The organism is Streptomyces sp. Je 1-4 4N24, from assembly GCF_026239515.1.
GTDB classification, from domain to species: domain Bacteria; phylum Actinomycetota; class Actinomycetes; order Streptomycetales; family Streptomycetaceae; genus Streptomyces; species Streptomyces nigrescens.
Map to the genome: position 1 here is coordinate 99728 of NZ_CP110836.1, position 25156 is coordinate 124883.

General features: G+C 70.1%; 21 protein-coding genes. 12 read left to right on the plus strand and 9 right to left on the minus strand.

The features are described from left to right. Positions 1–96: 96 nt before the first annotated feature. A complete protein-coding gene (locus tag SLV14N_RS00500; RefSeq protein WP_263267437.1) occupies positions 97–735 on the minus strand; it encodes a maleylpyruvate isomerase N-terminal domain-containing protein in 639 nt (212 codons plus the stop codon). Continuing rightward, complete coding sequence (locus SLV14N_RS00505; RefSeq protein ID WP_263267439.1) at positions 732–1616, minus strand: NAD(P)-dependent oxidoreductase; 885 nt, start codon at positions 1614–1616, stop codon at positions 732–734. The genes SLV14N_RS00500 and SLV14N_RS00505 overlap by 4 nt, the downstream gene beginning before the upstream one ends. A gap of 126 nt (positions 1617–1742) precedes the next feature. On the opposite strand from SLV14N_RS00505, the gene SLV14N_RS00510 reads away from it, so the two are divergent. Beyond that, positions 1743–2786 carry a GlxA family transcriptional regulator gene (locus SLV14N_RS00510; RefSeq protein ID WP_263267440.1) on the plus strand — a complete coding sequence of 348 codons (1044 nt, stop codon included), beginning with the start codon at positions 1743–1745 and terminating at the stop codon, positions 2784–2786. Between the two features lie 506 nt (positions 2787–3292). Here the strand turns inward: SLV14N_RS00510 and SLV14N_RS00515 are convergent. Further along, positions 3293–3961, minus strand: coding sequence for an RDD family protein (locus tag SLV14N_RS00515; RefSeq protein ID WP_263267441.1), 669 nt, complete (start codon positions 3959–3961; stop codon positions 3293–3295). A 443-nt stretch (positions 3962–4404) separates the two neighbouring features. On the opposite strand from SLV14N_RS00515, the gene SLV14N_RS00520 reads away from it, so the two are divergent. Together SLV14N_RS00520 and SLV14N_RS00525 are read left to right on the plus strand one after the other, a co-directional pair. Then, positions 4405–4863: a hypothetical protein gene (locus tag SLV14N_RS00520; RefSeq protein WP_263267443.1), complete on the plus strand. Its 459-nt coding sequence runs from the start codon at positions 4405–4407 to the stop codon at positions 4861–4863. Positions 4864–4872: 9 nt separating this feature from the next. Continuing rightward, on the plus strand, positions 4873–5178 hold the full coding sequence (locus SLV14N_RS00525) for a tetratricopeptide repeat protein (RefSeq protein WP_208687544.1): 306 nt from the start codon (positions 4873–4875) through the stop codon (positions 5176–5178). Positions 5179–5249: 71 nt separating this feature from the next. Here the strand turns inward: SLV14N_RS00525 and SLV14N_RS00530 are convergent, their stop codons facing one another. Next, positions 5250–5633 (minus strand): DUF6234 family protein, encoded by a 384-nt coding sequence (locus SLV14N_RS00530; protein WP_259670699.1) that lies wholly within the window; start codon positions 5631–5633, stop codon positions 5250–5252. A 361-nt stretch (positions 5634–5994) separates the two neighbouring features. On the opposite strand from SLV14N_RS00530, the gene SLV14N_RS00535 reads away from it, so the two are divergent. After that, positions 5995–6453, plus strand: a complete 459-nt coding sequence (locus SLV14N_RS00535) for an ASCH domain-containing protein (RefSeq protein WP_208687543.1) — start codon at positions 5995–5997, stop codon at positions 6451–6453. A 26-nt stretch (positions 6454–6479) separates the two neighbouring features. On the opposite strand, the gene SLV14N_RS00540 is transcribed toward SLV14N_RS00535, so the two are convergent. Both SLV14N_RS00540 and SLV14N_RS00545 read right to left on the minus strand, forming a co-directional pair. Then, positions 6480–6911: a hypothetical protein gene (locus SLV14N_RS00540; protein WP_208687542.1), complete on the minus strand. Its 432-nt coding sequence runs from the start codon at positions 6909–6911 to the stop codon at positions 6480–6482. 170 nt (positions 6912–7081) lie between these two features. Next, a complete protein-coding gene (locus SLV14N_RS00545) occupies positions 7082–10723 on the minus strand; it encodes a hypothetical protein (RefSeq protein WP_263267447.1) in 3642 nt (1213 codons plus the stop codon). A gap of 361 nt (positions 10724–11084) precedes the next feature. Between SLV14N_RS00545 and SLV14N_RS00550 the strand changes: the two genes are divergently transcribed. Together SLV14N_RS00550 and SLV14N_RS00555 are read left to right on the plus strand one after the other, a co-directional pair. Further along, positions 11085–11366, plus strand: a complete 282-nt coding sequence (locus tag SLV14N_RS00550) for a hypothetical protein (protein ID WP_265872748.1) — start codon at positions 11085–11087, stop codon at positions 11364–11366. Positions 11367–11504: 138 nt separating this feature from the next. After that, positions 11505–13589 carry a hypothetical protein gene (locus tag SLV14N_RS00555; protein WP_265872749.1) on the plus strand — a complete coding sequence of 695 codons (2085 nt, stop codon included), beginning with the start codon at positions 11505–11507 and terminating at the stop codon, positions 13587–13589. A 219-nt stretch (positions 13590–13808) separates the two neighbouring features. Here SLV14N_RS00555 and SLV14N_RS00560 read toward each other — a convergent pair whose 3' ends face one another. Then, positions 13809–14414 carry a hypothetical protein gene (locus SLV14N_RS00560; RefSeq protein WP_263267450.1) on the minus strand — a complete coding sequence of 202 codons (606 nt, stop codon included), beginning with the start codon at positions 14412–14414 and terminating at the stop codon, positions 13809–13811. A 328-nt stretch (positions 14415–14742) separates the two neighbouring features. On the opposite strand from SLV14N_RS00560, the gene SLV14N_RS00565 reads away from it, so the two are divergent. From SLV14N_RS00565 to SLV14N_RS00590, 6 genes are all read left to right on the plus strand, one after another. After that, positions 14743–15657 carry an LPXTG cell wall anchor domain-containing protein gene (locus SLV14N_RS00565; protein WP_263267452.1) on the plus strand — a complete coding sequence of 305 codons (915 nt, stop codon included), beginning with the start codon at positions 14743–14745 and terminating at the stop codon, positions 15655–15657. A 110-nt stretch (positions 15658–15767) separates the two neighbouring features. After that, positions 15768–16364 (plus strand): hypothetical protein, encoded by a 597-nt coding sequence (locus SLV14N_RS00570; RefSeq protein WP_263267454.1) that lies wholly within the window; start codon positions 15768–15770, stop codon positions 16362–16364. A 385-nt stretch (positions 16365–16749) separates the two neighbouring features. Further along, positions 16750–17193: a hypothetical protein gene (locus tag SLV14N_RS00575; protein WP_208687535.1), complete on the plus strand. Its 444-nt coding sequence runs from the start codon at positions 16750–16752 to the stop codon at positions 17191–17193. Beyond that, positions 17190–17906, plus strand: a complete 717-nt coding sequence (locus tag SLV14N_RS00580) for a hypothetical protein (RefSeq protein ID WP_208687534.1) — start codon at positions 17190–17192, stop codon at positions 17904–17906. The genes SLV14N_RS00575 and SLV14N_RS00580 overlap by 4 nt, the downstream gene beginning before the upstream one ends. Continuing rightward, on the plus strand, positions 17903–21376 hold the full coding sequence (locus SLV14N_RS00585; protein ID WP_208687533.1) for a WD40 repeat domain-containing protein: 3474 nt from the start codon (positions 17903–17905) through the stop codon (positions 21374–21376). Before SLV14N_RS00580 ends, SLV14N_RS00585 begins: the two co-directional genes overlap by 4 nt. Positions 21377–21497: 121 nt before the next feature. After that, a complete protein-coding gene (locus tag SLV14N_RS00590) occupies positions 21498–22418 on the plus strand; it encodes a hydrolase (protein ID WP_208687532.1) in 921 nt (306 codons plus the stop codon). 146 nt (positions 22419–22564) lie between these two features. On the opposite strand, the gene SLV14N_RS00595 is transcribed toward SLV14N_RS00590, so the two are convergent. Then, positions 22565–23128, minus strand: coding sequence for a hypothetical protein (locus SLV14N_RS00595; protein ID WP_208687531.1), 564 nt, complete (start codon positions 23126–23128; stop codon positions 22565–22567). Positions 23129–23565: 437 nt separating this feature from the next. After that, positions 23566–25128 (minus strand): alkaline phosphatase, encoded by a 1563-nt coding sequence (locus tag SLV14N_RS00600; protein WP_208687530.1) that lies wholly within the window; start codon positions 25126–25128, stop codon positions 23566–23568. Positions 25129–25156 lie beyond the last annotated feature (28 nt).

Sequence of the window (25156 nt, forward strand, 5' to 3'; positions counted from 1 at the left end):
CTTTGGGGCCGCTGGTGCGAGGTGTCTGGAGGAAGCGGGCGGTGGCCCCCGGAGCCATGAGCCATGGGGTGGCTCTGGCTGTCAGGTGCGGACGGGTCAGCGCACGGTTCCGTCCCACTGCCAGTCCGCGCGGCGGGGCAGGCCGGGTAGCGGGATGCGGCCCGTGCACCACAGCAGAGTGTCGGACGGGGTGTGCCCGGACGGGGCGTCGGGGAAGAGGCGGGCGAGGGCGGCGGTGCTGAGGTCGTCGGGTGGGGCCCAGGGCAGGCCGAGGGCGTGGGTGATGTCGTAGGTGTGGACGGCCAGTTCGGTGATCCCCATGGCGGCGAAGCCGGTGGCGTCGGAGTGGCCCCAGGGGTGCCAGGCGCGTGCTTGGGCGGGCGTGTCGCGGACGGTGGAGGTGAGGAGGGAGGCGGCGATGCGGAGGCCGTCCAGGCAGGCGGGGATGGGGGCTTGGGGGTCGAGTGAGGCGAAGAGCGTGATGTAGCGGTCGTCGGGGCGGGCGATGAGCAGGCCGGTGTAGCCCATCAGGCCGAGGGCGAGGTGGTCGAGGGTCTGGCGGCAGGTCCAGTCGAGGGCGTGGGCGGGGCGTGACCAGTCCTGGTCGGCGTTCTTGAGGAGGGCGGCCAGGCAGTCGTCGGTGGTGGCGGCCAGAAGGTCCGTCCATGGCACGGTGGGAGCGGGAGCCGTCCGGTTGGGCGCGAGATGGGTGGCGGCTGTGGGTGTCACGGTCATTTGTCGTCCGCCGGGTTCTTCAGGACCTCGATCACGCTCGCGTAGCTGTCGGAGCCGTGGCCTGCGGCCTTGGTCCGTTGCATGGCGGACTTGAGGAGTTCGGGCAGGGCGTTGTCGATGCCGCGGGCTGCTGCCGCGTGGATGAGGTGGTCGATGGCCGCGATCTGCACGTCAACGGTGGCGTCGTCGCCCGGGTAGCGGCCGGCGTCCACCTGGGGCGCGTAGGTGGTCAGGAAGCCGGCCACGGCGGTCAGCCAGCGGATCGCGACAGGGGTGAAGGCCGTGGCCTGTGTGTTCTCCGCGCCGACCAGTGCGGTGCCGTGCAGCCAGCCGGTCATGGTGGACCACATCAGGCCGAGCAGGGCGGCGTCGTAGAGGGAGGCCAGGCCCGGGTCGGTGCCCAGGTGCAAGGGGTCCCCCAGGGTCGCCAGGGTCGGACGGTGGGCTTCGAAGACGGCGTGTGAACCGCTGTAGAGGAACATCATCTCGGGGCTGCCGACCCCCGGCGGGGTGGTCATGATCGCGCCGTCGAGGTAGTCGGCGGCGTGTGACCGGGCCCATGCGGCGGCCTTGTGGGCCTGCTCCGGGGAGCCGGAGGTGAGGTTGACCAGGGCCTTGCCCGTGAGGGAGTCGGCGACGGGGTCGAGGACGGCGTGCAGCGCCTCGTAGTCCAGTACGCAAGCGATGGTCAGCGGGCTCGCTGCGATCGCCTCCTGGGGTGTCGCGGCGAGGCGGGCACCCCGGTCGACCAGTGACCGGGCCCTGTGCGCCGTGCGGTTCCATACGGTGGTCTCGTGGCCCCGCTCCAGTAAGGCGGCGGCCAGCGCTGAGCCCATTGAGCCCAAGCCGATGACGGTTACTGCCGGGCGATCAGAATGCATGCCACAACTCCCTGTACGTCCGCCTGCGGCGGTTGGTCACGTAGGACCAAGATCGCAGCGTGCGGTGGCCGGAAACAGTGACGCCGGCGACAGCAACCACCAAATTCCTGCCATACGCTTCGAGGTATGAATCCTGGTTCCGTCGCCGTGGTCGTGGCCGAGGACATCGGCGTCCCCTCATGGGATCTGTACGAGTTGAGCATCCCCTGCACCGTCTTCGGGAAGCCGCAGCCGGACCTGGCCGACCCCTGGTACGACCTGCGGCTGTGCAGTACGGGGAAGCCTCAGCAGGACAGCTCTCCGACCGGGACCGGGCTGTCCATGCGGACCCGCTTCGGGCTCGATGATCTTGTCGGCGCCGACACGGTCATCGTGCCCTCGGTGCCCGACCCCTGCGTCGACGAGGGCAGACCGCTGCCATCGGCACTGATCACGGCCCTGCGCCAGGCCTACGACGCAGGCGCCCGCATGGTCTCCCTGTGCACCGGCGCCTTCGCACTCGCCGAGGCGGGGCTGCTCGACGGACGACGCGCCACCGCCCATTGGATGCACACCGCTCAACTGGCCGCGCGCTACCCGAAGGTAGAGGTCGACGACTCGGTGCTGTACGTGGACGACGGCGATGTGCTCACCAGCGCCGGGCTGACCGCCGGCCTAGACCTCTGCCTCCATCTGGTGCGCCGTGACCTGGGCGCACACGTCGCCAATCAGCTGGCCCGTCGGATGGTGGTGCCCGCTCACCGGCCCGGCGGCCAGGCGCAGTTCATCGACCTGTCCGTGCCCGCCACCGATGACGGGAGCCTGGGGCCTGTCCTGGACTGGGCCCGTAGACACCTGGACCAGCCCCTGACGGTCGAGGATCTGGCTCGGCGCGCAGCGATGAGCCCGCGGACCCTCCACCGGCGACTGCAGGCAGCCACCGGGACAACTCCGCTTCAGTGGCTCCTCAACCAGCGCCTGGGACGGGCCCAAAACCTGCTGGAGTCGACAGACTTGCCCATCGAGAAGGTCGGGGAGCTCAGCGGCCTTGGCACGGCGAACAACCTCCGCCACCACTTCCTCAAACAGATCGGGGTGTCACCCAGCAACTACCGCCGGGCCTTCCCCCGGACGATGCCCGAGTCATCCCCCTCCCGGCTTGCGAGCCGGGCCCAGGACGGAGAGGGCTGACGGCGGACTGACCGTGGCACATCCGATGCCCGGTGACGCCGCGGGCGACGGGGCCGGACGATTGATGCCAGGGCGGCGTCTGCGGCTCTCCCGGTCCCGTGGTGCACCTGGTGGCCTCGGCGGCGATCTGCGCGAGCGCGGCATCGGCTGCACCTCATCGAACGGGCCATCGGCACGACCGCGAGGGAGGGGCGGTCGAGGCCCTGGGCGCTGTCGGGGTGCTGTCCGGCTCGCTGAGCTCCAGCGCGAACTGATCGTGGCGAACACCCACGACAAGCTCGCCTGCCGGGCGAGCCCGCGGCCGGTGCGGCGGACCGATCAGCTGCTTCGGTCCGACCGAAGCCACCGAGCGCTATGGGAAGCAGTTACGTCCTCCTGCCGCCAGCGCACTTGGACACCAACTGGCCCGCGGTGTCCGGGCCGAGCGGTGCGAACGCCCCGCTCGCGCGGATGCGAGGGGGCCTTCGGGCGGGTGAGGGCCGACGGGCGGCCCGCTCGGCGTCGGCCTACTCGGTGCTGACGACCACCGTGCGCATGACCTTGTCCGCGAAGGTCTGGCCCTTCGCGTCCCACGCCGGCCACAGGTAGCCGATGCTGCACGCTGCGCTGTCCAGGCCGTGGCAGATCCGGCGCAGCAGGGCCAGACCGAAGCCGAGCGGCCGGCCGGTGTCCTCGCGTATGAGCCGGATCTTCATGGCCTTCTTGCCCGGCGACGCGCCCTGTCCCTCCTTGGCGAGGATGAAGATGTTGGCTGCGACGCCCCACAGGACGGCGACCGCCAACAGGGCGATGATGACGGGGACCCTTTCCTTCTCCCGGGCCACGTAGCATGCATGCTCCATGAAGCAGCCCGAATACAAGGTCTTCTCCAGGACGACCGCGGTGATGACCGCAATGAGCGGCACCAGACCGGCGACCAGGAAGTCGATCAGGAAAGCACCGAAACGGCTGCCCCAACTCGCGTACGCCCCGGGCCCGACGGGCGTACTGGGCTGCAGCGGGTAGCTGTGGCCCTGCGCGGCCTGCTGAGGAGAGACGTACTGGGCGGGCTGCTGCGGGGCGCCGTACGCCTGCTGCGGCTGCGGGTAGCCGTACTGGGCCGGTTGCTGCGGAGCTCCGTACGGGGCCTGCGGCTGCTGCCGGCCGTAGGGGTTGTTCGGGTCGCCGAAGCTCATCTGTGGTTTTCTCCGATGCGTCAGTGGGGACGGTGCGCCGTGCCTCGGAGGAAAACAAGCTTCACTGGCCCACCCCCGACGACACCTGCGGAACTGCCCGACGATCATTCTGGTTACGGCTCGGCTCTGTCCAGCCCAGACGGGCCGAGAAGGGCCGACAGGATGCCTGCTCGGCCCGCTGCGCTGAAGGAAGTCGGGCCGGCTGGGTCTGGTGGCCGTTTCTCCCCCGTCACCGTCAGCCACGGGCCTGGGCGACGGCCCTATGTATGGGGGCAGTTAACCGAGGCGGCTGCTGGTCGGGGCGGGCCCTTTGCCTGCTGCAAGGCGGAACCGATACGTGTTGCGGGGCGTACTGACGAGGATACGTTGGGTGTGTCAAGGTGGGCGTCAGGTCTACGGAATGCTTGGCCGAGAGGGCGGGGGAAACGTTGACGGAGGCACTCATGGCGCTCGCTGCGGCGGGCGGCGCCGCAGTGGTGCAGGCTGCAGGCACGGACCTGTGGGCGGGTTTCCGCCAGCGGGTTGCGCAGCTGCTCGGCCGGGGGGACACCCAGCGCGAACAGGCTGAGTTGGAGCGTTTGGACCGGACCGCTGCAGTAGTGAGGACGGTGGGTCCGGACACTGAGGAACGGGCGCGGATCGTCGAGGAAGTCTCCTGGCGGACCCGTTTCGAGACGTTGTTGGAGAGCTCGGCTCCGGAAGAACGTGCGTTGGTGGCAGCCGAGTTGAGGGCACTGTTGGCTGATGCGACACCGTCGACCGCGACGTCGGCCTCGGCGGGCGGTTTCGCTGCCGGGGGCAGGGTCGACATCCATGCCGAGAGCGGAGCGATCGCAGCTGGTGTGATCAATGGGGAGGTGCGTGTCGGCACCCCTTGGCCACCCGGTCCGTCCCAGGGCTGAACGGATCGGATGCACCCCAGGACACTGCTCACCCGCAGCGACCTCCTCCGGTGGCAAGCCCGCGCAGAAGATCCCGCCACAGTCACCGAGGCATTCACAGACCTGCTGGAGAAGATGCAGCAGATTCTCGGCCCCGACCACCCCACAACCCTCAAAACCCGCAGCTACCTCGCCCGCTTCCGGGGCGAGAGAGGCAACGCGGCCGATGCGGTCAGGGAACTCAGCGGACTGCTGGCAGATCAAGAACGCATCCTGGGCTCGCACCACCCCGACACCACAACGACTCGCAACGAACTCGCCCGACGGCGACGATGAAGTTCTGCACGTCGCACGACCGCGGCACAGCTGACGGCGTTGAGCGTGCGCGTCCTCCATCCCGAGCCCGGTCAGAAACGCCGGCGGCTCAACAGTCCGGCAGCGAGCCCGCATCCGACCACGCGACCGTGCAGCCACACGATCACCGGCCGGGGACACTCCGGTCCTGCTCCACCGGGCGTCGTGACGTTCGGGTGGAGACAGTCCTCGTCGGCGCTGCCGCCGGGAACCTCGCGCGACCTGCCAGCAGCCCTGCCGTCGGTACTGGGCAGGCGGCAACCCGCTTGATCGCCTTGCGCTGCCCATACCTCCAGGCCGAGGGCGAACATCCAGTCCAGCACGAGCCACGCAGTTTCCAGCAGGAGAAGCGGGATCGCGAGGGCAAGGTCCACGCCCAAGCGCGTTCGGTGCGACCAGGGGCGCCAGCGTTTCGGTGGTGGAAGGGCGTCCGTCATGGCGTCAGAGTGCCGAGCCAGATGGTGAAGCGCCATGAGTAGGCGTACTCAACTCTGGGTCGCGGAGCGGCAGTGGTGGGCCACAAACTCACCAAAGACCAGCTGGACGCACTACGCGAACTTGGCGTCACCTGGGTGTGACGCCCAGATCCAGCTACTTGTGACGGCCGCTGGTTGAGCCAGTACGTGCTCGCCGATCGGTGCGCCGAGCCAATGCCGGGACAGGCCGGTGCAGAGATGACGGGGTCAGGGCCACGCGGGGCCAGGGCTTGCGTCACACCAACACGCAACCCACGCGGCCCCTGTCGCGTCAGGTCCCATTCCTGTCGGCTTGCGCGGAATGGGTCGTTACTGTGAGCGCATGACGACTGAATCCGCCTCACCACCCGCAAACCTCGCCTCGATGCCCCGGGCTGAGTTCGCCTTCCCCGGCCCACTGCGCGACCAGCTCGTCGCAGCGATCCTCGACGGTTCCAAGACCGCCACGACAGGGCTCGTCCTCGACTACGAGCACGAAGGGGAGTCCCTGCCGGAAGTCGGGAGCCGTTCGGTGGTCATCGACTCGGACGACCGTCCGGTCGCGGTCATCGAGGTGACCGGCGTGCGGGTCGTCCCGCTGGTGCAGGTGGACCTCTCCCACGTCGTGGACGAGGGGGAGGGCCACACCAGCGTGGCCGAATGGCGGGCGGCCCACGAGCGGTTCTGGCACAGCGAGGAAATGCGTGCGGCGTTGGAAGACCCCGAGTTCGCCGTGGACGACACGACGCCGGTGGTTCTGGAACGCTTCCGCCTCATCACCGACCTTCGCCTCGCCGATTGACCAAGCTCCCATCACTCACTACGTCGTTACTCAGGCAGGGAGTCGGTGCAGCTGTGACTCTCGGAGTTCCGGCTCGTGGCGTAGACCCACAGGTGGCTGATGCCCTTCTTGGGCTGCTGGACAGAGGTGTACCAGCGCTTGAGCGTGCCCTTGCCTCCGTGCATCTGCCGTCGGCGGTAGTTGGTGAGGCTCCCGTCCCGGTTGAACGTCTGGATCTGGACGGATGGATTCCGCCCGTCTGCGGCCAGGTCGAGCAGGGAGATGCGGAGCTTGTGCCTGTCGTACGGCTTGCCGCTGCCCTTCAGCTGGACTGACACCTTCAGAGTCTTCGCGTCGTCTACGCAGCCCATGTACCAGGTGCCCCGCAGCTCCGGACCGGCGTGCGCCGGGCCGGCCGACACCATGATCGTCGCAGCCAACGCGGCCGTCAGGGCAAGGGTGGTCCTCAGTCGTCGCATGCGTTCCCCCGTGAACGTCTTGTGCATGATTCCTACCCACGATGAAATCTCGCGGACACGGATTGCAATGAGACTTCAGGCCAGGTTGGACACTGCCTGATACGGCCGGGTTGAGCCGTACGGCTCAACCCGGCTGCCCTCCCCCGCTGCCCCTGCCCCTGCCCGCCTGGCTAGCCGCAGATGGAGCCCTCTTGTAGCTCCGGTCTCAGGTCCCTCCAGTGGTTGCTGCGGCTGCGGGCGCAGATGTCTGCTGCGGCCCGGTCCGCGTCGATGCCCCACAGCCGCGCCGAACCGTCCGTGCTCCTGGACACGAGGCTGCTTCCGTCCGGGCTGAACCCCACAGACCACACCCAGTCTTTGTGACCGCTGAGGACGGCCGTGGTCCGCTGCGCTGCCACGTCCCACAGACGGACGGTGTTGTCGAAACCGGCGCTGGCCAGCTTCCGCCCGTCTGGGCTGAAGGCGACCGAGGCAATGTTGTTGGAGTGGCCTTTCAGGGTGCCGACCGGTTGCCGGGAGCCCACGTCCCACAGGCGCACCACGAGGCCCGCTCCCGCGGTGGCGAGCGTCTTGCCGTCCGGTGAGAACGCGGCCGTGAAAAGGGCAGGAGCACGGCCGGAGAAGGTGGCCACGGGATGCTGCCGGGCAACGTCCCACAGTCGCACCGTGCTGCGGGTTCCGTAGTCGCTGCCGTTGTACGTGGCGGCCAGCGTCCGGCCGTCGGGTGCGTAGGCAAGGGCAGAAAGCCCCCCGGTCCTCCCCCTGAGGACGGCCTTGGTCCGATGGGTCGCCATGTCCCACAGTCGCACCGTGCGGTCGTCGGACAAAGCGGCGAGCGTCTTCCCGTCCGGCGAGAAGGTCACGGTCTGGGAGGTGTTGGTGCGCCCCTGGAACGTGGCCACCGCTCGGCCGGTGGCCACGTCCCAAAGCCGCACGGTGCCGTTGGTCTGCACGGCGGCGAGCGACTGCCCGTCCGGGGAGAACACCAGGCCCCAGGTGAGCTCGGCGGAGGTGGCGAGGGTGCGCAGCGGTCGTGGGTTCTTGGCGGACCAGAGGCGAAGGGTGCGGCCGGCGGTGGCGATCAGCCGGCCGTCCGGGGAGAACGCCACAGATCTGACCGCGTCATGGCGACCGCCGAGGGTGGCGGTTGTGTGGTGGGAGCGGGTGTCCCACAGCCGCACTGCTCCCTTGTCCGCGCTGTCGGGGGCCGCCAGGGTGCGGCTGTCCGGGGAGAAGCTGAGCGCGCTCGTCCCTTGGATGTGCGCGCTGACGACGGCAGTACGGCGGCGGGCCTTCACATCCCAGAGCCGTACGTGGTCATCGCTGCCGGCGGCCAGGGTGCGGCCGTCCGGGGAGAACGCCAGCGCCGAGGTTCCGTCGACGGTGCCGCCGGTGAGGGTGGCGGAAGTGCGGCGAGTGCCGACGTCCCAGAGCCGTACGGTGCAGTCGTCACTGCCGCTGGCGAGAGTGCGACCGTCAGGGGTGAAGGCAAGGGAGAGGACGGGTTCGGTGTGACCGCTGAGGACGGCCGTGGTCCGCCGCTCGGCCACGTCCCACAGGCGGACCGTGTTGTCACCACTGGCGCTGGCCAACGTGCGGCCGTCGGGCGAGAAGGCCACCACGGTGACATAGGCGGAGTGGCCGGTGAGGTCGGCCACCGCGCGCCCGGACTGCACGTCCCACAGGCGGACGGCCGCGCCGGCGGCCGCGGCCACGGTGTGGCCGTCCGCGGAGAACTCCACCGACCTCACCCGGTTCGTGGGGCCCGGGAGAACGGCGGTGCTGCTCTGGCTGCGCAGATTCCACAGCCGCACGGTTCGGTCGTCACTGCCGCTGGCCAGGGTTCGGCCGTCTCGGCTGAAGGCGAGCGCGGTCACCGCGTCGGTGTGGCCGATGAGTGTGCCGCGCAGCTGGTGGGAGCGCGCATCCCACAATTTGACCGTCCGGTCCTCGCTCGCAGTGGCGATCGTCCGGCCGTCGGGCGAGTAGGCCACCGCGTCCACGAAACCGGTGTGCCCGGTGAACTGGTTGGCTCTGAAGGTGGCATGAGCGCTGAGCAGGCTGCCTCTGGCAGCGACGGTGTGTGCCTGCTGATAGCCCTTCAGCGCGGTGAGCGCCGCTGCCTCCGGCTGCTGGTCGCGCAACTCCCCCGATTGGGCGGCGTACTGGCGGGAGACCGCCACCCGGCGTTGCTCCTCCGCACCCGATCGCTGCTTGAAGGCAATCCCCGCCGCGACCAGCGCACACACCAGGAGCCCGGCCAGCGTCGCGGTCACCCACCGGGCCCGCCGGCCGCGCCGCTGTTCACCACGGGTGCCGCTGCGCAGGAAGTCGTGCTCCAACGCGTTGAGCGCATCGCCGTGTTCACGGGACCACGCCTGGGCCGCGGCCAGCTGTGTACCCCGGTACAGCGCGCCGCTGTCCCGGTCCAGTTCGTCCCAGGTCTGGGCGGCGGCCGTGAGCCGGCGGTGGATCCGTAGCGCGTCCCGGTCGTCGTCCAGCCAGCGCCGCAGCCGGGGCCAGGCGGTGATCACTGACTCGTGGGCGAGAAAGACGTGTCCGTCGTCCAGGGTGAGCAGCCGGGCACGGGCCAGCCGGTCGAGGACTTCGTCGGTGTCGGCGCCGTCGTCTCCGCTCGTCCCGGTGGTGGCGAATTCGGCGTACGGGGTGGGGCGGTGGGTGTCTTCGGTGCCGTTGCCGGGGGCGATCAGGCGCAGCAGGATCCGGCGGGCGAGGACGGCTTGTGCGGGGGTGAGCCCACGGTAGGTGTCTTCGGCGGTGCGGGCGATGGCTCCGTGCAGGCCGCCTGCCGCTTCATAAGCGTGGGTGGTGAGTGTCTTTCCTCTACGGCGGCGCCACGTTTCCAACAGGGCGTGGGACATCAGGGGCAGGGCGCCGGGCTCGTCCTGGACTTCGTTGATGATGCGGGAGGTCAGGCCCTTTTCGACGGTCAGCCCGCAGGCCGTGGCCGGGCGTACGACCGCTTCCCGGTACTGGTCCCGGTCCATGGGGCCGACCAGCAAGGTGGCGTCCTTCAGTGCGGCGGCCAGGGCGCTGTGCTCGGCGCAGCGGCCGAAGAAGTCGGCGCGCACGGCCACGATGACCCGCAGCCGGGAGTCTTCGTTGCGGGCGGCGAGCAGCAGTTGGAGGAATTCGTCCCTTTCGCGGGCGTCGGGGCAGAGGGTGAAGAGTTCTTCGAACTGGTCGACCAGGGCCCAGGTGTCGCCCGGCCCCGGGGCTGGTTGCAGGCGGGGGCGGTGGGTCAGTGGGTGCGCGCCGGGGGTGAGGATGCGTACCGCCGCCGGTGGCTCGCCCTGTGCGTCGGCGGTCCGTCGGAGGCGGGGAACGAGTCCGGCCCGCAGCAGGGAGGACTTGCCGCTGCCCGAGGCTCCTACCAGAGCACTGACACTGTGCCGCCGGGCCGTCTCCTCGATCTCAGCGGTGAGCTCCTCGCGGCCGAAGAACAGACCAGCGTCACCTGGCTCGAATCGGGCCAGCCCTCTGTACGGGGGCTCGGTGTCGTCGTCCTGCGGGCGTGGTTGGCAGGTGAGCTCCTGGTCGACCTGCTCCCAGCGGAGCTGCCACTCCTCGGCGTCTCCGCCGCAGGCCGACACATAGGCCAGGAACGCCGGCAGGGTCGGCAGGCGTTCGCCGGCGGCGGCCTGTGACAGCGTCGTCGGGGAGTAGCCCGCGCGCCGCGCCATGGCCCGGTAGGCGGGTGCACCGGCTTCGTCCCGGAGCTTGCGTAACTCATACGCCAGCCGCTGGACCGGTCCGTCCTGCGGATCGATCGGATTCTCCGGACGCCCCACGAGTCCCTCCCCCTCAGATCACCGCCACCCTAGGGACCCCCCACAGGGGCAGCAACGCCCGCCTTGCTCGGGCGGTTGGTCCCAGCCGATTGATTAATGCAGCTCACAGGCCTGCCAAACAACTCTGAGGCAGCTGAACTCAATCCCGTACCGACACTTCGCCCTCAGTCGGGGGAGAGGGCGAAGCGTCGGTACGAGGGCGGGACATCGGCCACAGCAGAACCGTGGGGCCGCCGGCGCCTCGTCCCACAGGTGGCGTCACCAGACGGAGACGCCAGTCCACTCCTACGTTCAGAAAGGCAATCCTGTGCGTTACAAGCCACTCCTCCTCGGCGGCATCGCTGCCCTCAGCTGCCTCACGATGGCAGTCCCTGCTTCCGCCCTCTCGGTGAGTCTCGGTGGGGCGGGCAAGGCACATACGTACCTCCAGCGCCACCAGGTCGAGGTCACCGATACGTCGGCGGACGCGTGCGACGTGGCAGTGGAGTACTACCGGAAGAAGCATCCGCACAAAAAGCGGTCGGTCTGGGTAGGGACCGGCGTCCACACCTCAAAGCATTCCAAATACGGCAGTTACATCAAGAAAATACGGATCCATGAGGACTCGTGGGGAAGTGACCGCTACAGCAGCTGGAAGTCCTGAGCCTCCTCGAACTGCCCTCCGGGGGCCCTTGCCCCCGGAGGGCAGCACCCTTCTCATTTCGCGGAAAGGCAGCCAATGGAAAGCGGTCGGGTGCGTTGGGTGGCCCTGTGCCTGGCAACTGTGGCCGTGGCTCTGTCCTTGGCCGGCTTCGTCGTCATTGCGGCCACCTATCAGGGCCGGGAAGCCGCTCAGGCGGCGCGCAGCCCACATGTGGTGCCATCAGAGGAAAAGGGCAAAGCGTTTGCCCTTTGGCAGGACGGATTCGACACGGTCGGTGGGGAGCAGTACTCCGTGATCTATGTCGATCCGCTCACCGATAGTGCCCCACCGCCTCCAGGGTTGCGGGAATGGCCCAGGCCCGGTCACGCCGTTCTCTCTCCCGGTGCCAAGAGCCAAGGGGCCGGCGAAGGCATCGCTACACGATTTGGCCCCGTGGACGGCGTCATCGGTCCTGAAGGGTTGGCCAGCGCAGGCGAGCCCCTGGTCTACATCCGGCCGGATGCCCCGATGACCGGCGGGTATCCCGTCTCCGCGTGGGGCGACGACGAGGGGCCGGTCTTCGGCGAGCCCCTATTTGCCGAGCGCCCCGCCAACTTCTATGTCCTGGCTGCCGCTACTGCGCTCGCGCCCGCTCTCGTACTCACCGTGACCGCCGCTCGTACAGGTTCAGCCGCTGTCCGCCGACGTCGCGCGGCCATGTTCTCCTCGGGTTCCGGCTGTCGGCATCGTCTGCTGCGCGACATCGCGGAAGTGAGCCCCGCCATCGCGGCCGGAGGCGGCCTGGCCACTGTCGTGTTGTGGTGCTACCAGTCCTCCGACTGGCCTGTGCCAAAGGTCGGTTACATAATGACGGCCCGCTTCCTGGCCCCCTACGAGTTCGCGCTCTTCGGCTGCGTGGCACTGGCCGTTCTCCTCGTGATGCTGGCCACCGTGCTACTGAAACCGCGCATCATGAGTGCGGACAAGAGGCGCCCCCCTGTGCGCGACCGTGCCCTGACGAAGGGCGCTGCCGGACTCTGCCCATGGGCCTTCGTGTTTGTCATGTTGGTGCCTGGACTGCTCGGCACCAACGGTGAGGAATGGCTTTTCCTCCTGCCGTATGGCACAGGTGTCCTGACTGCGCTCGTCACTCTGCCCGCGCTTGTCTCTCTCCTCGTCCGGGCTGCCGGCCGTGGTCTGACCTCATATGGCAAAAGCAGGGGCAGGCCTTCTGCACTCCTGGCGGGACGGTGGGTGGCCGCACGCCCAGCTCCCGTGACACGAGCGATCGCAAGCATCGTGCTGGCTCTCTGCATATCAGCCCTGCTCTATACCTGGCACAACAAGATCAGCGGGAGCGACAAGGCCGCGGCACAGCTTCAGAGTCAGTTGCGTGGATCGGTCGTACAGGTCGACGGCCGGATCGAAGACAACACAAACGACCGCCTGGCCAGATTCACAAAGGCCCTCCCGCCCGGCGTCTCCCTCCTGGGCATCTACCCACAGCAAGCCCGAGGGGGCGTCGGGCACATCCGGATCATCGCTTCTCCCACCGCTTTGCAGAAGATCGGCCTGCCACCTACCCCACACTCGAGGCCCGTCAAGTGGCAGGACGCCACAACGCTCCGCGGCCGGACACTGCTCGGCGATGCTTCGGAATACGGCGGAATCCCCGTCCGCGTATCCGTGGGCCCCGTTACTGCCGCAGACAGCCTGCGTGCCCTGCAGGTCGTGGCACCCGAAGAGCGTCACATCGCTCCCGCTGTGGTCAAAGAAATCGCCCATCGGCATCTGCTGCCGGGCTGGACAGCTGATCCGCCCGGCAGCCAGTGGACGTCCAGTCTTGTCACCTACCAGAAGCGCAGTTGGTGGTTGGCGTTGTCCGTGCTGGCCATGATCGGGCTACTGACCTTTGCCGGCTGCCTCTCGAGCGTCGCGGAGTTCGCACGCTTCCGTCGTCCCCTCGAACCGGTGAAGGACACAGCCGGCCCCCGCCTGCTGTTCGTCAGGATCGCGCTGTGGGTCTTTCTGGGGACCTTCACCGTAGCCGCGTCGCTGGGGTCCGTCGCCGCAGTCATGCTCACCACCCCGTTGCTGGGTCCACCGTTCGACGCAGCAAGTCTTCCGGCCCCCGTGATAGTGCCAGGCATCGGCATCATCACGCTCATCGGTGCGATCATGACGATCTGGTCCTGTTGGAACGCTGTGCGAAAGGCCCACCGTTGGAGGCATTCGGGCGACTAGGCATGCCGCCTGCCACCAACGGTTGGTCCACGGCCCCTTCCGCAGGGGTTCGGCATTCCGGTGGACGACGACATGGAGTTCTCCTCTTATGCGGTCGGGGCGTAAGAGCTGCCTGTTCGGGCGGGGCGCGCGGCGACACTGCGCGCCGCCCACAGCGAGATAAGCCCACGCGTTCGTTAGAGGCTATAACGCGCGCGAGAGGGGAATCAATGCCTGAGCTCAGCAGTAGGGGCTCCAACGACCAAAACGCGCCATCAGCTTCCGCGCGGCGTCCTCGTTCAGCCCGAGGGCGGCTGCGGCCTGCTCGGCGGTCGCGTCCCGCCGGGCATCGTGGGCCGGCCAGTACCCGACCTGTACAGCCGTCACCTCCAGCCGACGGGCTGCTCGAACGGCCGCCAGCGGTGAGGACTTCGCCAGCCTCTCGATCTCCCCCGCCAGCTGAGCCAGCAGATCGGCTACCGTCTCCGGCAGAGGAACAGCCGAATTCTCCACCGTGACGGTGTGCTCGTCCCAATCCTCCATGCACGCGTCCGCTGCGGACGCGCCCGCCTCGGCCAGCTCCTGGTCGCCGATCTCGTCCCAGTCCAGCCGGTGCTCTGTGCCGGTCCAGCCGCAGGAACACACCGCGCGCAACGCGGCAGCCCGCGGTGCGTGGGTGAAGTGGCCGTCGTAGACACTCCACTGCGAGACCGACTGCCCACCTCCACCGGAATTCATCTGGAAGAAGACAGGGCCCGGAACGGTGCCGTCAGCCAGGAGTACACCGACCGCGCCCTCGTGCGACGCGCCGAACTCCTCCGTCGTCCACAACTCACGCTCACCCATGGCAGCCCTCCAGCCGCTTCACCTTCACCCGAGCACGCCCCGGCCGGGGTGCCGGAGACGACGATGCCGCAGCCCCGGCGGGCGGCACACCGGATTCGCCAAAACTCGGGGATCGTGTGCGCGATGCCGCGTCGCCGCCGCTCATGCGCCGCTTCAGTGACTTGGGTATGGAACCTCTTCGCAGTGCGAGTGCTCCTATATGAGGCAAAGGTGTGCGCATGTATGCATGTCCGCATACGCACTCACGCACACCATGAGCACGGCCTGACCATGACGAACGTCAACCTGTGCCGCCCAGGCGGCACTTGGGATACGAAAGGTCTGCTGGATGAAGATTCGCCGCACCCTGACGGCCGCCGCAGCGGCTGCCGTGTTAGCGCCCGCGGCCGTACTGGCCGCACCCGCCGCCGCGTTCGCAACGGAGCCGGTGTCCGAGGCCGGCCCCCGCACGCCCGCCTCCCCCGAAGCCGCAACACCGGCGGACCGGCCAGCGGATTCCGATGGCGCGGGCCAGCCCTGCGCCTTCGAGTCCGACCAGTTACAGGTGGCCGTCCACGGGCTGCCGCGCCGGCTGACTGCGGGCGGCGCCTGGACCCCCTTCTCCATGACGCTTACTAACACCACCGGCAAGGCCCTGGGGGAGGTCCAGCCCTTCCTGCTCGTGTCCTCCGCCGAAGATGTCGACCGGCCGTACTGGGAGCTGGAGACGGAGTACCGCGACGCCAAGACCGGGCGGTGGAAGACCTTCCATGACGCGGAGCCCGAGGACCTGTTCGGCTTCTTTGCCGTCGGTCCGCGCAGCAGCATCACGCTCCAACTGCGCACCCGCGTGGTCAAGGACGCCAAGCCCGGCGCCGGGTATGCGCTCGCCGCCGGCGACTACCGCAACCGCGACGGTTCCTGTGGTTCGGCCAAGGAAGCCTGGTACGACTTCACCATCCTCCCCGCGGGCGCGAAGCCGACGCAGCCCCCGACCGCCAAGCCGGGTAAGCCGGGCAAGCCGGGTGGCACGGCCGAGACCGGCCAGAGCGCCGCGACCGGCGGCGGTACGGGTGGTTCCGGTTCCACCGGTGGCCTCAGCCCGCAGGGCGGCGCCCAGCTCGCCGCGACCGGCTCCTCGTCCGCGCTCCCGGCGATCGCTCTCGCCGGCGGAGCCGCGATGGTGGTGGGCGCGGGTGCGGTCATCGGCGTGCGCCGCCGGAAGGGCGTGGCCGGTCCGGGCGCCACGGACGTCACCGCGTAAGACCAACCATTTCTCCAAGTACCTGATAACCCAAGGATCCACGGCCTGAGAACTCCGTGACACTGGAAACAAAGGCTCCAAGGGTCCGAAAAACCAGGAAAGAGATCTTCATGAAACTGCGCCGCGCCCTGTCTGTCTCGGCCGCGACGGCCGCCCTGCTCCCCGTGGTGGTGGCCGCCGCGCCCGCATCCCAGGCGGCCCCTGCCGCGGAAATCCCGAAGTGCTCCGATGTCAGCAACGGGCAGCACCACAACAACGCCTTAGTGGGCCGCTCGTTCGGCATACCCGACTCGATCACTCTCGGCACTCACTGGACGACCTACACCGCCACGCTCACCAACGCCTCGGCGAAGGAGCTGAAGTCGTTCGAGCTCAGCGCCAAGCTGGGCAGTTACGTCTACAACGAGGGCGAGCGCGACCTGAGCCCGTACGGCGATCTGCAGTACTGGGACACCTCGCAGCGCGCCTGGAAGACGCTGCGCCAGGCCGATGGAAACGCCGGCGGCACCGTCCCCGGTCCGAAGACGCTGAAGCCCCGTGAGTCCGTCCACATGCAGCTGCGGTTCAGGGTGAGTAAGGACCTGCCCCTGGACCACAATTACGACGCGTTCACCGGCCTCACCGGCACCTTCATCGACCGCTACCGCGACACCGACTGCACGTCCGACGGCGACGCCGTGGGCGGTTTCTACCCCCGCAAGGGCTGAAACCTGGGGGGTGCCGCCGTCGCGGCCCGACGGCGGCAGCCCCCATGCGGTGTGTTGCGGTGAGGTTCCCGGCCGGCACGAGGTGGAGGCGCAGCAGCCGCACTCGGTACTCGCGATCGCGATGGCGGACGCGTTCGATCACTGCTTGCCGCCCTCGCCAACGCCGGGCTCCGCAACACGAACCCCGCCCAGGCCGCCCCGCGCCCCCACGCCCCCGCCTCTGAAGGGGACAGAGAAATTCGGCCATGTTCAGCGAGGGAGGAGTGAACTTCCCTTCCGGACAGTCAGGTTCGCGGGCGCGCCGGTACGTTTGCCTGACGCAAAACGGTTCACCGGATGCGATGCGGCGGGGGGCGTGAGGCCCGCCGGAGGGATGGGGGGTCCGATGCTTTCGTGGGCCGAGGGCGCGCTGTACGGCGCCGGCGGCGGGCTGGTCGTCGAGGCCGTCGTCACTTTCGGGCGACTGCATGCGTGGCAGCAGGCGCGGCATGCGGCGAGGGTGGCAACCGAGGCGTTGCCGCAGCTCGGCACGTACATCGATCCGCCAGCGGATTCGCTTGCCGCGCTCTTCCGCATCGTGCTGGGCGGCGCGGCCGGCTGGCTGCTCCACGGCGAGCTGGCCGGGGTGTTCGCGGCCGTCGCGGTGGGGGCTTCTGCGCCTGCCGTGCTCGCCCAGATGGGGAGCGCCACCACCGTCACCGAGGCGCTCCAGGCAGGGGCTGCTCCCGGCGCCGCTCCCGCCGCCCCCACCACCCCGGCCCCTCCCACCGTTCCGACGCAGCCCGGCCCACTGGGACGCGACCAGGCGCGAGGGGAGGCCGCCCCGTGAACCGCGGATCGGTCGCCCGGCGCTCCTGGGCGTCATTCACCGGCCGACGTCGCACCAGCCCCCCGCGGGCAGCGGAACGCGGACGTGCTGGATACGCCCTGTGGCGGCGCGCCTGGGCATCGTTCACCGGCGTCGTCCTCCCCCCGCGTCCCGACCACGTTCCCGCCTCCGCCCCCCAACAGGCGCCTGCGCCTGCGCACCGGCCGCAGGCCGACCCCGTCGCGCCGGGCTGGTTCACGCTGCCACCGCTTCCCGCGGCCGGCGCGCTGACCGCCTCCGGGAGTGACACGGTGGTCCTGGAAGCCTCCTCCCCCGACGGCCGGGCGACTTTCCTGCTGCGCCACCCTGCGGGCAACTCGTCCGAGTACAGCCTCGAGCTGGTGGTGCGCGGCGCCGACGACGAGGACCGGCCGCTGCTGGCCACCGTCACCTACGCGCAGCCGGACGGGCACAAGCGCGCTCTCCTGGTGCCCGTGGTGCCTGGCCGGTTCGGGCCCGCGGCCTCGTACGTCCGCCTCCGCGGTTTCGGACCGGGCGCGACGTGGGCCGCCACCGGCCCGTCACCCGTGTCTGCGGAGGCCGACTGGGCCCCGGCCACCGTCGTGGACTCCGTCGGCGCGGCGCTCAACGAGACGACCCGCGACGCCTGGCGCCGCGTAAGGGAATGCGTCAGTGAAGGGGTACGCGACGTCATCGACGGTGCGCTGCGATGACGCCCAAGGAGGCGTCCGGTCCCGCCGGGCGGCACCACGCCGCGCTCGACGCCGTCCTCCGGGAGACAAGCCCTCAGGGCGCGGTGCACGAGCTGCTCGGCGAGCGGCAGTTGTGGTGGAAGTGCTGCAGCGAGGCGGTCCGCACGGCCCCCTCCTGGCTGCGCTCCGGAAGCGCCGGGGAGCTGGCCGCCTGGATCGAGGCGACAGCCCCGGACCGCCCGTCCGACACGATGACGCCCGCCCTCCACGCCTACCTGCTGGCCCACGCCCTGAGCGCACCGGAGGGCGGGGCAGCGGAGCACGACGAAGCGCTGGCGCGCGTACGGAGCACGTGGGCGGGCAGCGGTCTGCTGTCCGTCAACGCCGCACCCGGTCCCGCGCAGCCGTCCGGCCGGGGTGTCGACGGCCTCCCGGCAGACGCCGCCGAGCGGCTGAACGCCGTTCTGGAGCGCATCCCGCAGCTGCCCGGCGACGAGGGCGAGCGGTCGCCCGCGCCGGACGGCACGCTGATGGCCGCCGTACTGCTGATGGCAGGCTGCGAGCCGCGCAGACGGCCGCTGGTACAAGTGCCGGTGGTGTTCGGAGAGACGGACCACAACGAGGAACCCGGTGCCACCGGCGTCCTGGAGCTCCGCGAGTTCCCCGCCGGTCCCCCGGGCCTGTACCCCGATCCCCGCTTCATGTCCGGACTGCGCAGCTCCGACGGCCAGTTCGCCACCGCCCTCGGCCGGGCGTGGGCCGTGGCCGGGCCCGGCCGAGGCTCGCGCTGTGTGCTGTGGCGCCTCGTCTTCACGGACCGCCCCGCCCCTCCCGCACGGATCGAGGGCCCCTCCCTCGGCGCCGCCTTCGCCCTGGGCCTGCGGGAACTCCTGCGGCATCCCCGAACGCGACGTCCCAGCGTGGCCTGGCTGCGCGGTGTCTTCTACGGTCTGCGCCCGCGCACCGCGGTGACGGGGGCACTGGGCAACGGTGAGCGGCTCACCGGTGTCAGCGGTATGGAGAGCAAGCTCCTGGCCGCACGCCGCAAAGGGCTGCGCCTGGTCGCCCCTGCCGCGAACCGGGCCGGTGCCGCCCACGCGCCCGAGCCCGCGGACGTGAAGTTCGCCGAGACGCTCCGTCAGGCCGACCGCCACGCCCGGCGCTTCCGCACCGCCCGCCTGCTCACCGCGCTGGCTCTGGTCGCTGCGGCAGTGACGTCCGGGGTGGTGGTGGAGCACCGGGAGTCCGCGGCCAGGGACCGGCTGACCACCGCTCACCGGCTGGCCGATGTGTCGGAGAACCTGCTGCGGAGCGACGTCGGGCTCGCCTGGCTGTTCGCGGAGCGCGCGTACCGGCAGCACGCCGATCCGCTGACCCGCCGGGCCCTGTTCCGCGCGGTCACCGCGAGCCCTCATCTGGCCGGAAGTGTGCGGGCCACCGGGACGGTCTCCGCAGTGGCGGCCTCGGGGGACGGGGAGCGCGCCTTCGCCGGGACCCGGGGCGGCGACGTAGAGCTGTGGGCGCTCGACGGCGGGCGGTTCGCCGGCCACCACGAGCGACTGGGCCGCCTCCCCGGCCCGGTGGAGACGGTCACGTCCAATGCCGGCGGCGGAATCATCGCGGCGGCCGACCGCCGCACGGTCAAGGTGTGGGCGTACGGGGAGATCTCCACCGCGCCCCGCCTGCCCGACGGGCAGCGGCCCACCGCGCTCGCGGTCTCCCCGTCGGGACGCTTCGTCGCGGTCACCACGACGGCCTCGGAGTACGGCCTCCCGCGCACGCTCTCGGTCCTGGACCGGGACTCGGGGCGGACGAGACACCTGGAGCTCGACGACATGACGTCGGACCCGTCCACCCTCGCCTTCGACGGGGATGCGGAGCTGGTGGTCATCGAGTTCGCCTACGGCACCTGGAACCGGATCTCCATGAAGCGGCTCACCCGCACCGCCGGCAGCGCGGTCGGCTTCGGCGTTCACCACTCGGCCGCCGCGCTCGCCCCGGACGGCAGCCACTTCACCTACAGCAACAAAGGCTCCCCGCTGCCGGTATGGCCGTCCGAGGGCGAGCCTGAAGTCGACAAGCCGGGGCTGGAGGCGGAGACGGAACCGGGCCTTCCGGCGGCCCTGGCCGTCAGCCGCGGCGGTACCCACGTGGCCGCAGCGATCGGCTCCACCGTCCGCGTGAGCCGGACGTACGTGCCGGGCGGGAAGGCGTCCGGGCCACTCGCCCTCCCCGGTGCAGGGCCGGTCGCCCGGGACGCCCTCGCCTTCGTCGGCTCCGGCGGCAGCCGGCTCGTCTCGGCGTCCCTCGACGTCCTCAGCCTGTGGGACCTGGAGCAGCACTCCCGCATCGCGCGAGCCGCCGAAGTGGCGATCCCGGGCTCCTGCCTGGCCTGTGAGGCGCCGCGCGTGTCCGTGTCGCCGGACGGGCGCGACGCGGCGGTCCTCGACAGCGAGGGAACCCGGCTGTCCACCCTGAGACTCGGCGTTCCCGCCACGCAACAGTGGCAGAGGAAGCATCCCCGCGTGGTGAAGCTCCCCGGAGTCGCGGAGCTGCTGTGGCGGCCCGACAGCGAGCGTCTGACCGTGGTGGCTCCGGACGGCAGCGCGCAGACCCTCGCCCGGGGACGGGTGTGGCGGCCCGTCGGCTCCTGGCCCGCCGTACCGAACCCGCTCCGGCTCTCCGACCCGCCCGCGCTGCTGCGGTTCCTGCCCGGCGGCCGGAAGGTCGCCGAGGTGCACAACTCCGGCACGGTCCGCTTCAGGGACGCGGAGTCCGGAAAGGTGCTGCGTGAGGTGCCGGGCCCGAGATCCATGGCGCCGACGGCCGCCTCCGGCGCCGTCCTGAGCAGCAGCTACGTGGCGCTGGACGCACAGGCCGCGCACGCCGCGGTGCTCGACACGCCGGACCTCGACGAGAGCGGCAGCACCCGCATCCACGTCATCAGCACCGAGTCCGGCCGCATCCGCACGATCCGCGCGGCCGACGCCCGGGGCATCACCTACGCCGGCGACCGTCTGCTCATCCAACGCAGCGGCGGCGCACTGGAGTTGCGGTCCGCGGACGGCAGCCGGCGCCTCGGCACGGTCGAGGGCGCGGCCGACCCCGCGGTCGGCCCGGTCACCGGCGGGGATCTCGTCGCCGGGACGACGTCCGAGGACCACACCGTCCGCCTCCTCGACCTGGGCTCAGAGAGCACCCTCGGGACGCTCCCGCTGCCCGAGGGCAACAAGGCGGAGTCGACGGGCATCGCCCTCACGGCGGACGGTACAAAGCTCGTCACCGCGACGGAGGCCGACTACTCGGAGACCGACGCCCCCGAACCCGACGGCCCTGCCACCGACGACATGGGGCAACTCATCGAATGGAGGATCGATCCGCGTGTCTGGATCCGCACCGTCTGCTCGTCGGCCGGCAGGGAACTCCGGCCGGACGACTGGGAGCAGCACATGGGCACGGAGGCGCCGCCGTCGCTGCGCTGCGGGGGGTGAGGCGCGAGGGCTCGCCGCGGCGCTCGCGGTGGCGGCGGCGCTCGCGCTGGCCGGCTGCGGGCCGGATTCCGGCGGCCGCGCGGACGGCGGCGGCCCGAGTCCCTCTCCCTCTGCCCCTACCGTGATCCGCCTGCCGGGCAACGCCTCCCCCGGCGACATGATCCTGACCGACGACGGCACACTGTGGGTCACCGAGTCGAGGCTCGCCGCGATCGCGGAGATCGCCCCGTCGGGGAAGGTCACCCAGCACCCCCTGCCCCACGGCACCGGCTTCCCGCCCTTCCCGGCCGACCTCCAGGAGTCCCCGGACGGTGGGATCTGGTACACCGCCGGCGACCAGATCGGACGCCTCGGCCCGTCCGGCAAGTTCACCTGGTGGAGCGACAGTTACGACGCCCCCGGCAACGGCCCCGGTGCCGACGACAACCGTCCCGGCTTCCCCGACGCCCTGACCCTCGGCCCCGACGACACCATCTGGTTCGAGCACTCCGAGCGCGGCTCGAAGGTCTTCAGCCGCGCCGACACCAAGCGCGGGCTGGACCGCATCACGCGGCTGAAGAGCCAGTTCAACGTCGGGCCGGGTGGAATGACCCTGGGGCCGGACGGTGCGGTGTGGTTCTCCCAGCAGCTCGAGTACGACGCGGAGCAGCGCGAGGGCATCGGGCGGCTCACCGCCGAGGGGGACTACAAGAAGTGGCCGCTGCCCAAGGGCTCGGCCCCGAACGACATCGTCGCCGGGCCCGACGAGGCGCTGTGGTTCACCGATCGGCGCGGCATCGGACGCATCGACACCGACGGCGGCCTCTCCCACTTCCCGGTACCCGCCTCCAAGTACCCGAGCGACATCACCCTCGGGCCCGACAAGGCCCTCTGGTTCACGACGGACCGCCGCGTCGGGCGCATCACCACGAAGGGGCGGATCACCCTCTGGCCCGTGCGGGGCGCGAAGGAACTGGCCGACATCGTGCCCGTCCCGGACGGCAGCTTCTGGCTGGCGGACCGCGGGACCGACACGGTCCGCCACTTCACACCGCCCCGCTGAACCGCCCCTCCACGGTGGGGTTCCGCTCCGGACCGACATGGACCGCCACGGTCAAGGACTGGGCATGACGGATGCGCCCCGCAGGGGCTGCCGGGCCCTGCACAGCCCGACGACATCGTCCTCGGCACCGGTTGCGGGTGGTGCCGCTATGCCGGGTAGAAGTGCCACCCCTGCCGCGCCGAGGGGCTGCCGCCCCACATCTTCTTCAGGTCCACGTAGTTGTCGCCTTCACTGCGTGCGGTCAGAGCCAGATCCTCGTGAATGTAGGAGACGATCCCGTAATCGGGGTTCTCGGGGTCGGTGCCAGGAACCGGCTTGAGCAGCCACCACTGGCCCTTGTTTCCCCGGCTGCAGACCCGCAGATACGAAATGCTGTCGGCGCCGTTCTCGTCCGTGGCGCAGGCGCCCCCGGGAGAACTCTTGAGTTGGTACACGGGCCGGTTGTCCGAGTAGGCGACCACCTCGAACTGCCACTGGTTGTTCCAGGTCGGCTGGTCGCTCGGATAAACCTGAAGATATGTCCCCGCATTCCCCTTCGTGTCGTCCGGAAGCAAGTAGTTGCCGGTGACCTGGCTTACGGCCACCACAGGCTGCCCGACGGGCACCGCCTTGACGGCCGGAGCGGTGGCCTGGGCGGGCGTGGTGAGCGCGACCGCGGCCAGGGCGGTGGCTGCGGTGGCGATGAGCTTTCGGATGGTACGGATGTGCAAGGGATGCCTCCTTGGGCCAGGCAATGACTGCCGCTCGGAGAGCGATTTCTCCGAGCCGCAGAAAATGGTATGGCCGGGAACTCCCCGAAGGGAGCGTGAGAAGTCGCCACTCGGAGCGGTGAACACAAATGCGCCAAGGCCCTTTCCTGGCGAGCGCGTTCCGTCCTCCATGCATTCGGGATGTCGGCACATTAATATGCATGGATCGGGTGACGTGTTCTCGCGCAAAGCGCTGCGGGGAACCTTGCTCAGGGCGCCAGCTTATTCCCGCTCCTGGGCGCGTCGCGTCGCCAACCCACCGCGCCCGATGGCCTGTTCACATGCCTGTGTGCCGGGCCGGCGACACCGCTGGGCGCCCCCGGCCCGGCTTTCCGCCAGGCCCCCCACGACACAAACCGCGCGTACCGGCCTACGGCCTTCCTGCTCCTGCGGATTCCTCAGCGCTGCGGGTCGATTGCCACGGAGTGGAGCACCTTCCCGTCGAGGTCGCGCAGCCGTACGGTCATGACCTTGGACGAGCCGTCGATGTCGACCTCGCCGAAGTACTGATAGCCGAACGCCGGATTGTTGTGCTCCGCGTCCGGGGCGAGGGCCTGGAAGCGCACCTGGGGGCCGAAGGTGCCGTCGAGCCTGTTGGGCTCGTTGGCGACGATGGCGTTGAGCGGTCCGGACACGAACTCCCAGAACGGCGTGAAGTCCTGGAAGGCCGCCTTGTCCGGGTCGTAGTAGTGGGCGGCGGTGTAGTGCACGTCCGCCGTGAGCCAGACCGTGTTGGCGATGTGCCGCCGGTGGATGAAGGACAGGACCCGGGCGATCTCCCCTTCGCGGCCCAGCGGAGCGCCGTCGTCGCCCTGCGCTATCGCCTCCTGGGCGGCGCCGTCCGGCACCACGAGGCCCAGCGGCATGTCCGCGGCGATCACCTTCCAGGTCGCCCGCGAGGCCGCCAGCTCGCGCTTGAGCCATGCGACCTGCTTCGCGCCCAGGATCCCGCTGTCCGTGGCGGGTCCGGTGTTCGCGCTGTTGGCGTCCCGGTAGCTGCGCATGTCGAGTACGAAGACGTCGAGGAGCGGCCCGTAACGGATGACCCGGTGGACGCGGTCGCCGCCGCTGGGACCCGTCTCGATCGGCAGGTACTCGAAGAGCGCCTGCCGGGCGCGGGCCGCGAGGACGTCCACGCGCCGTTCGGTGTAGCGGGTGTCGGTGAGCACTTCGCCCGGATACCAGTTGTTGAGGACCTCGTGGTCGTCCCACTGGTTGATCTGCGGAACGGCCGCGGCGAAGGCGCGGAGGTTCTCGTCCATGAGGTTGTACTTGTGCTGGCCGCGGAACTCGGCCAGGGTCTCGGCGACCTTGGATTTCTCCGGGGTCACCACGTTGCGCCAGACGCGGCCGTCCGGGAGGGTCCGGGTCTCCGGGATCACGCCGTCGGCATACCAGAAGTCACCGCTGCACAGAAAGAAGTCCGGGTCGCGCTCCGCCATGGCCCGGAAGATGCGGTAGCCGCCGGCGTCCGGGTTGATGCCCCAGCCCTGGCCCGCCAGGTCGGCGGACCAGACGAAGCGCACATCGTCGCGGACAGTGGGCGCCGTGCGCAGCCGGCCGGTCGTGGGCTCGCCCACGAGCGAGGCGTCGCCGGGGTCGGCGAGCCGCACCCGGTAGTGGACATCGCTGCCGGCGGGCAGCCCGGACAGCTTGACCTTGCCCGTGAAGTCGGTCTCGGCCGTGAGGACGGGCCCGGGTATGGTCACCGACCGTGCGAAGTCGGGGCGGGTGCTCACCTCGACCGCCATCCGGGCGGGCCGGTCGGCCCGGGTCCAGACGACGCCGCCGTGCGCGGTGACGTCGCCGGTCTGTACTCCGTGGGTGAGGGTGGGGCGCCCGCTCCGTACGAGGGCCGGCGTGGCGAGAGCGGGTCCGGCGCTCGCGAGGGCGGTGGGCAGGGCGGCTCCGGCACCCAACAAAAGGGCGGATCGCAGGAGTTGGCGTCGCTGGACTGCCATGGTCAGTGCTCCCTGGGTGGCTCGACGG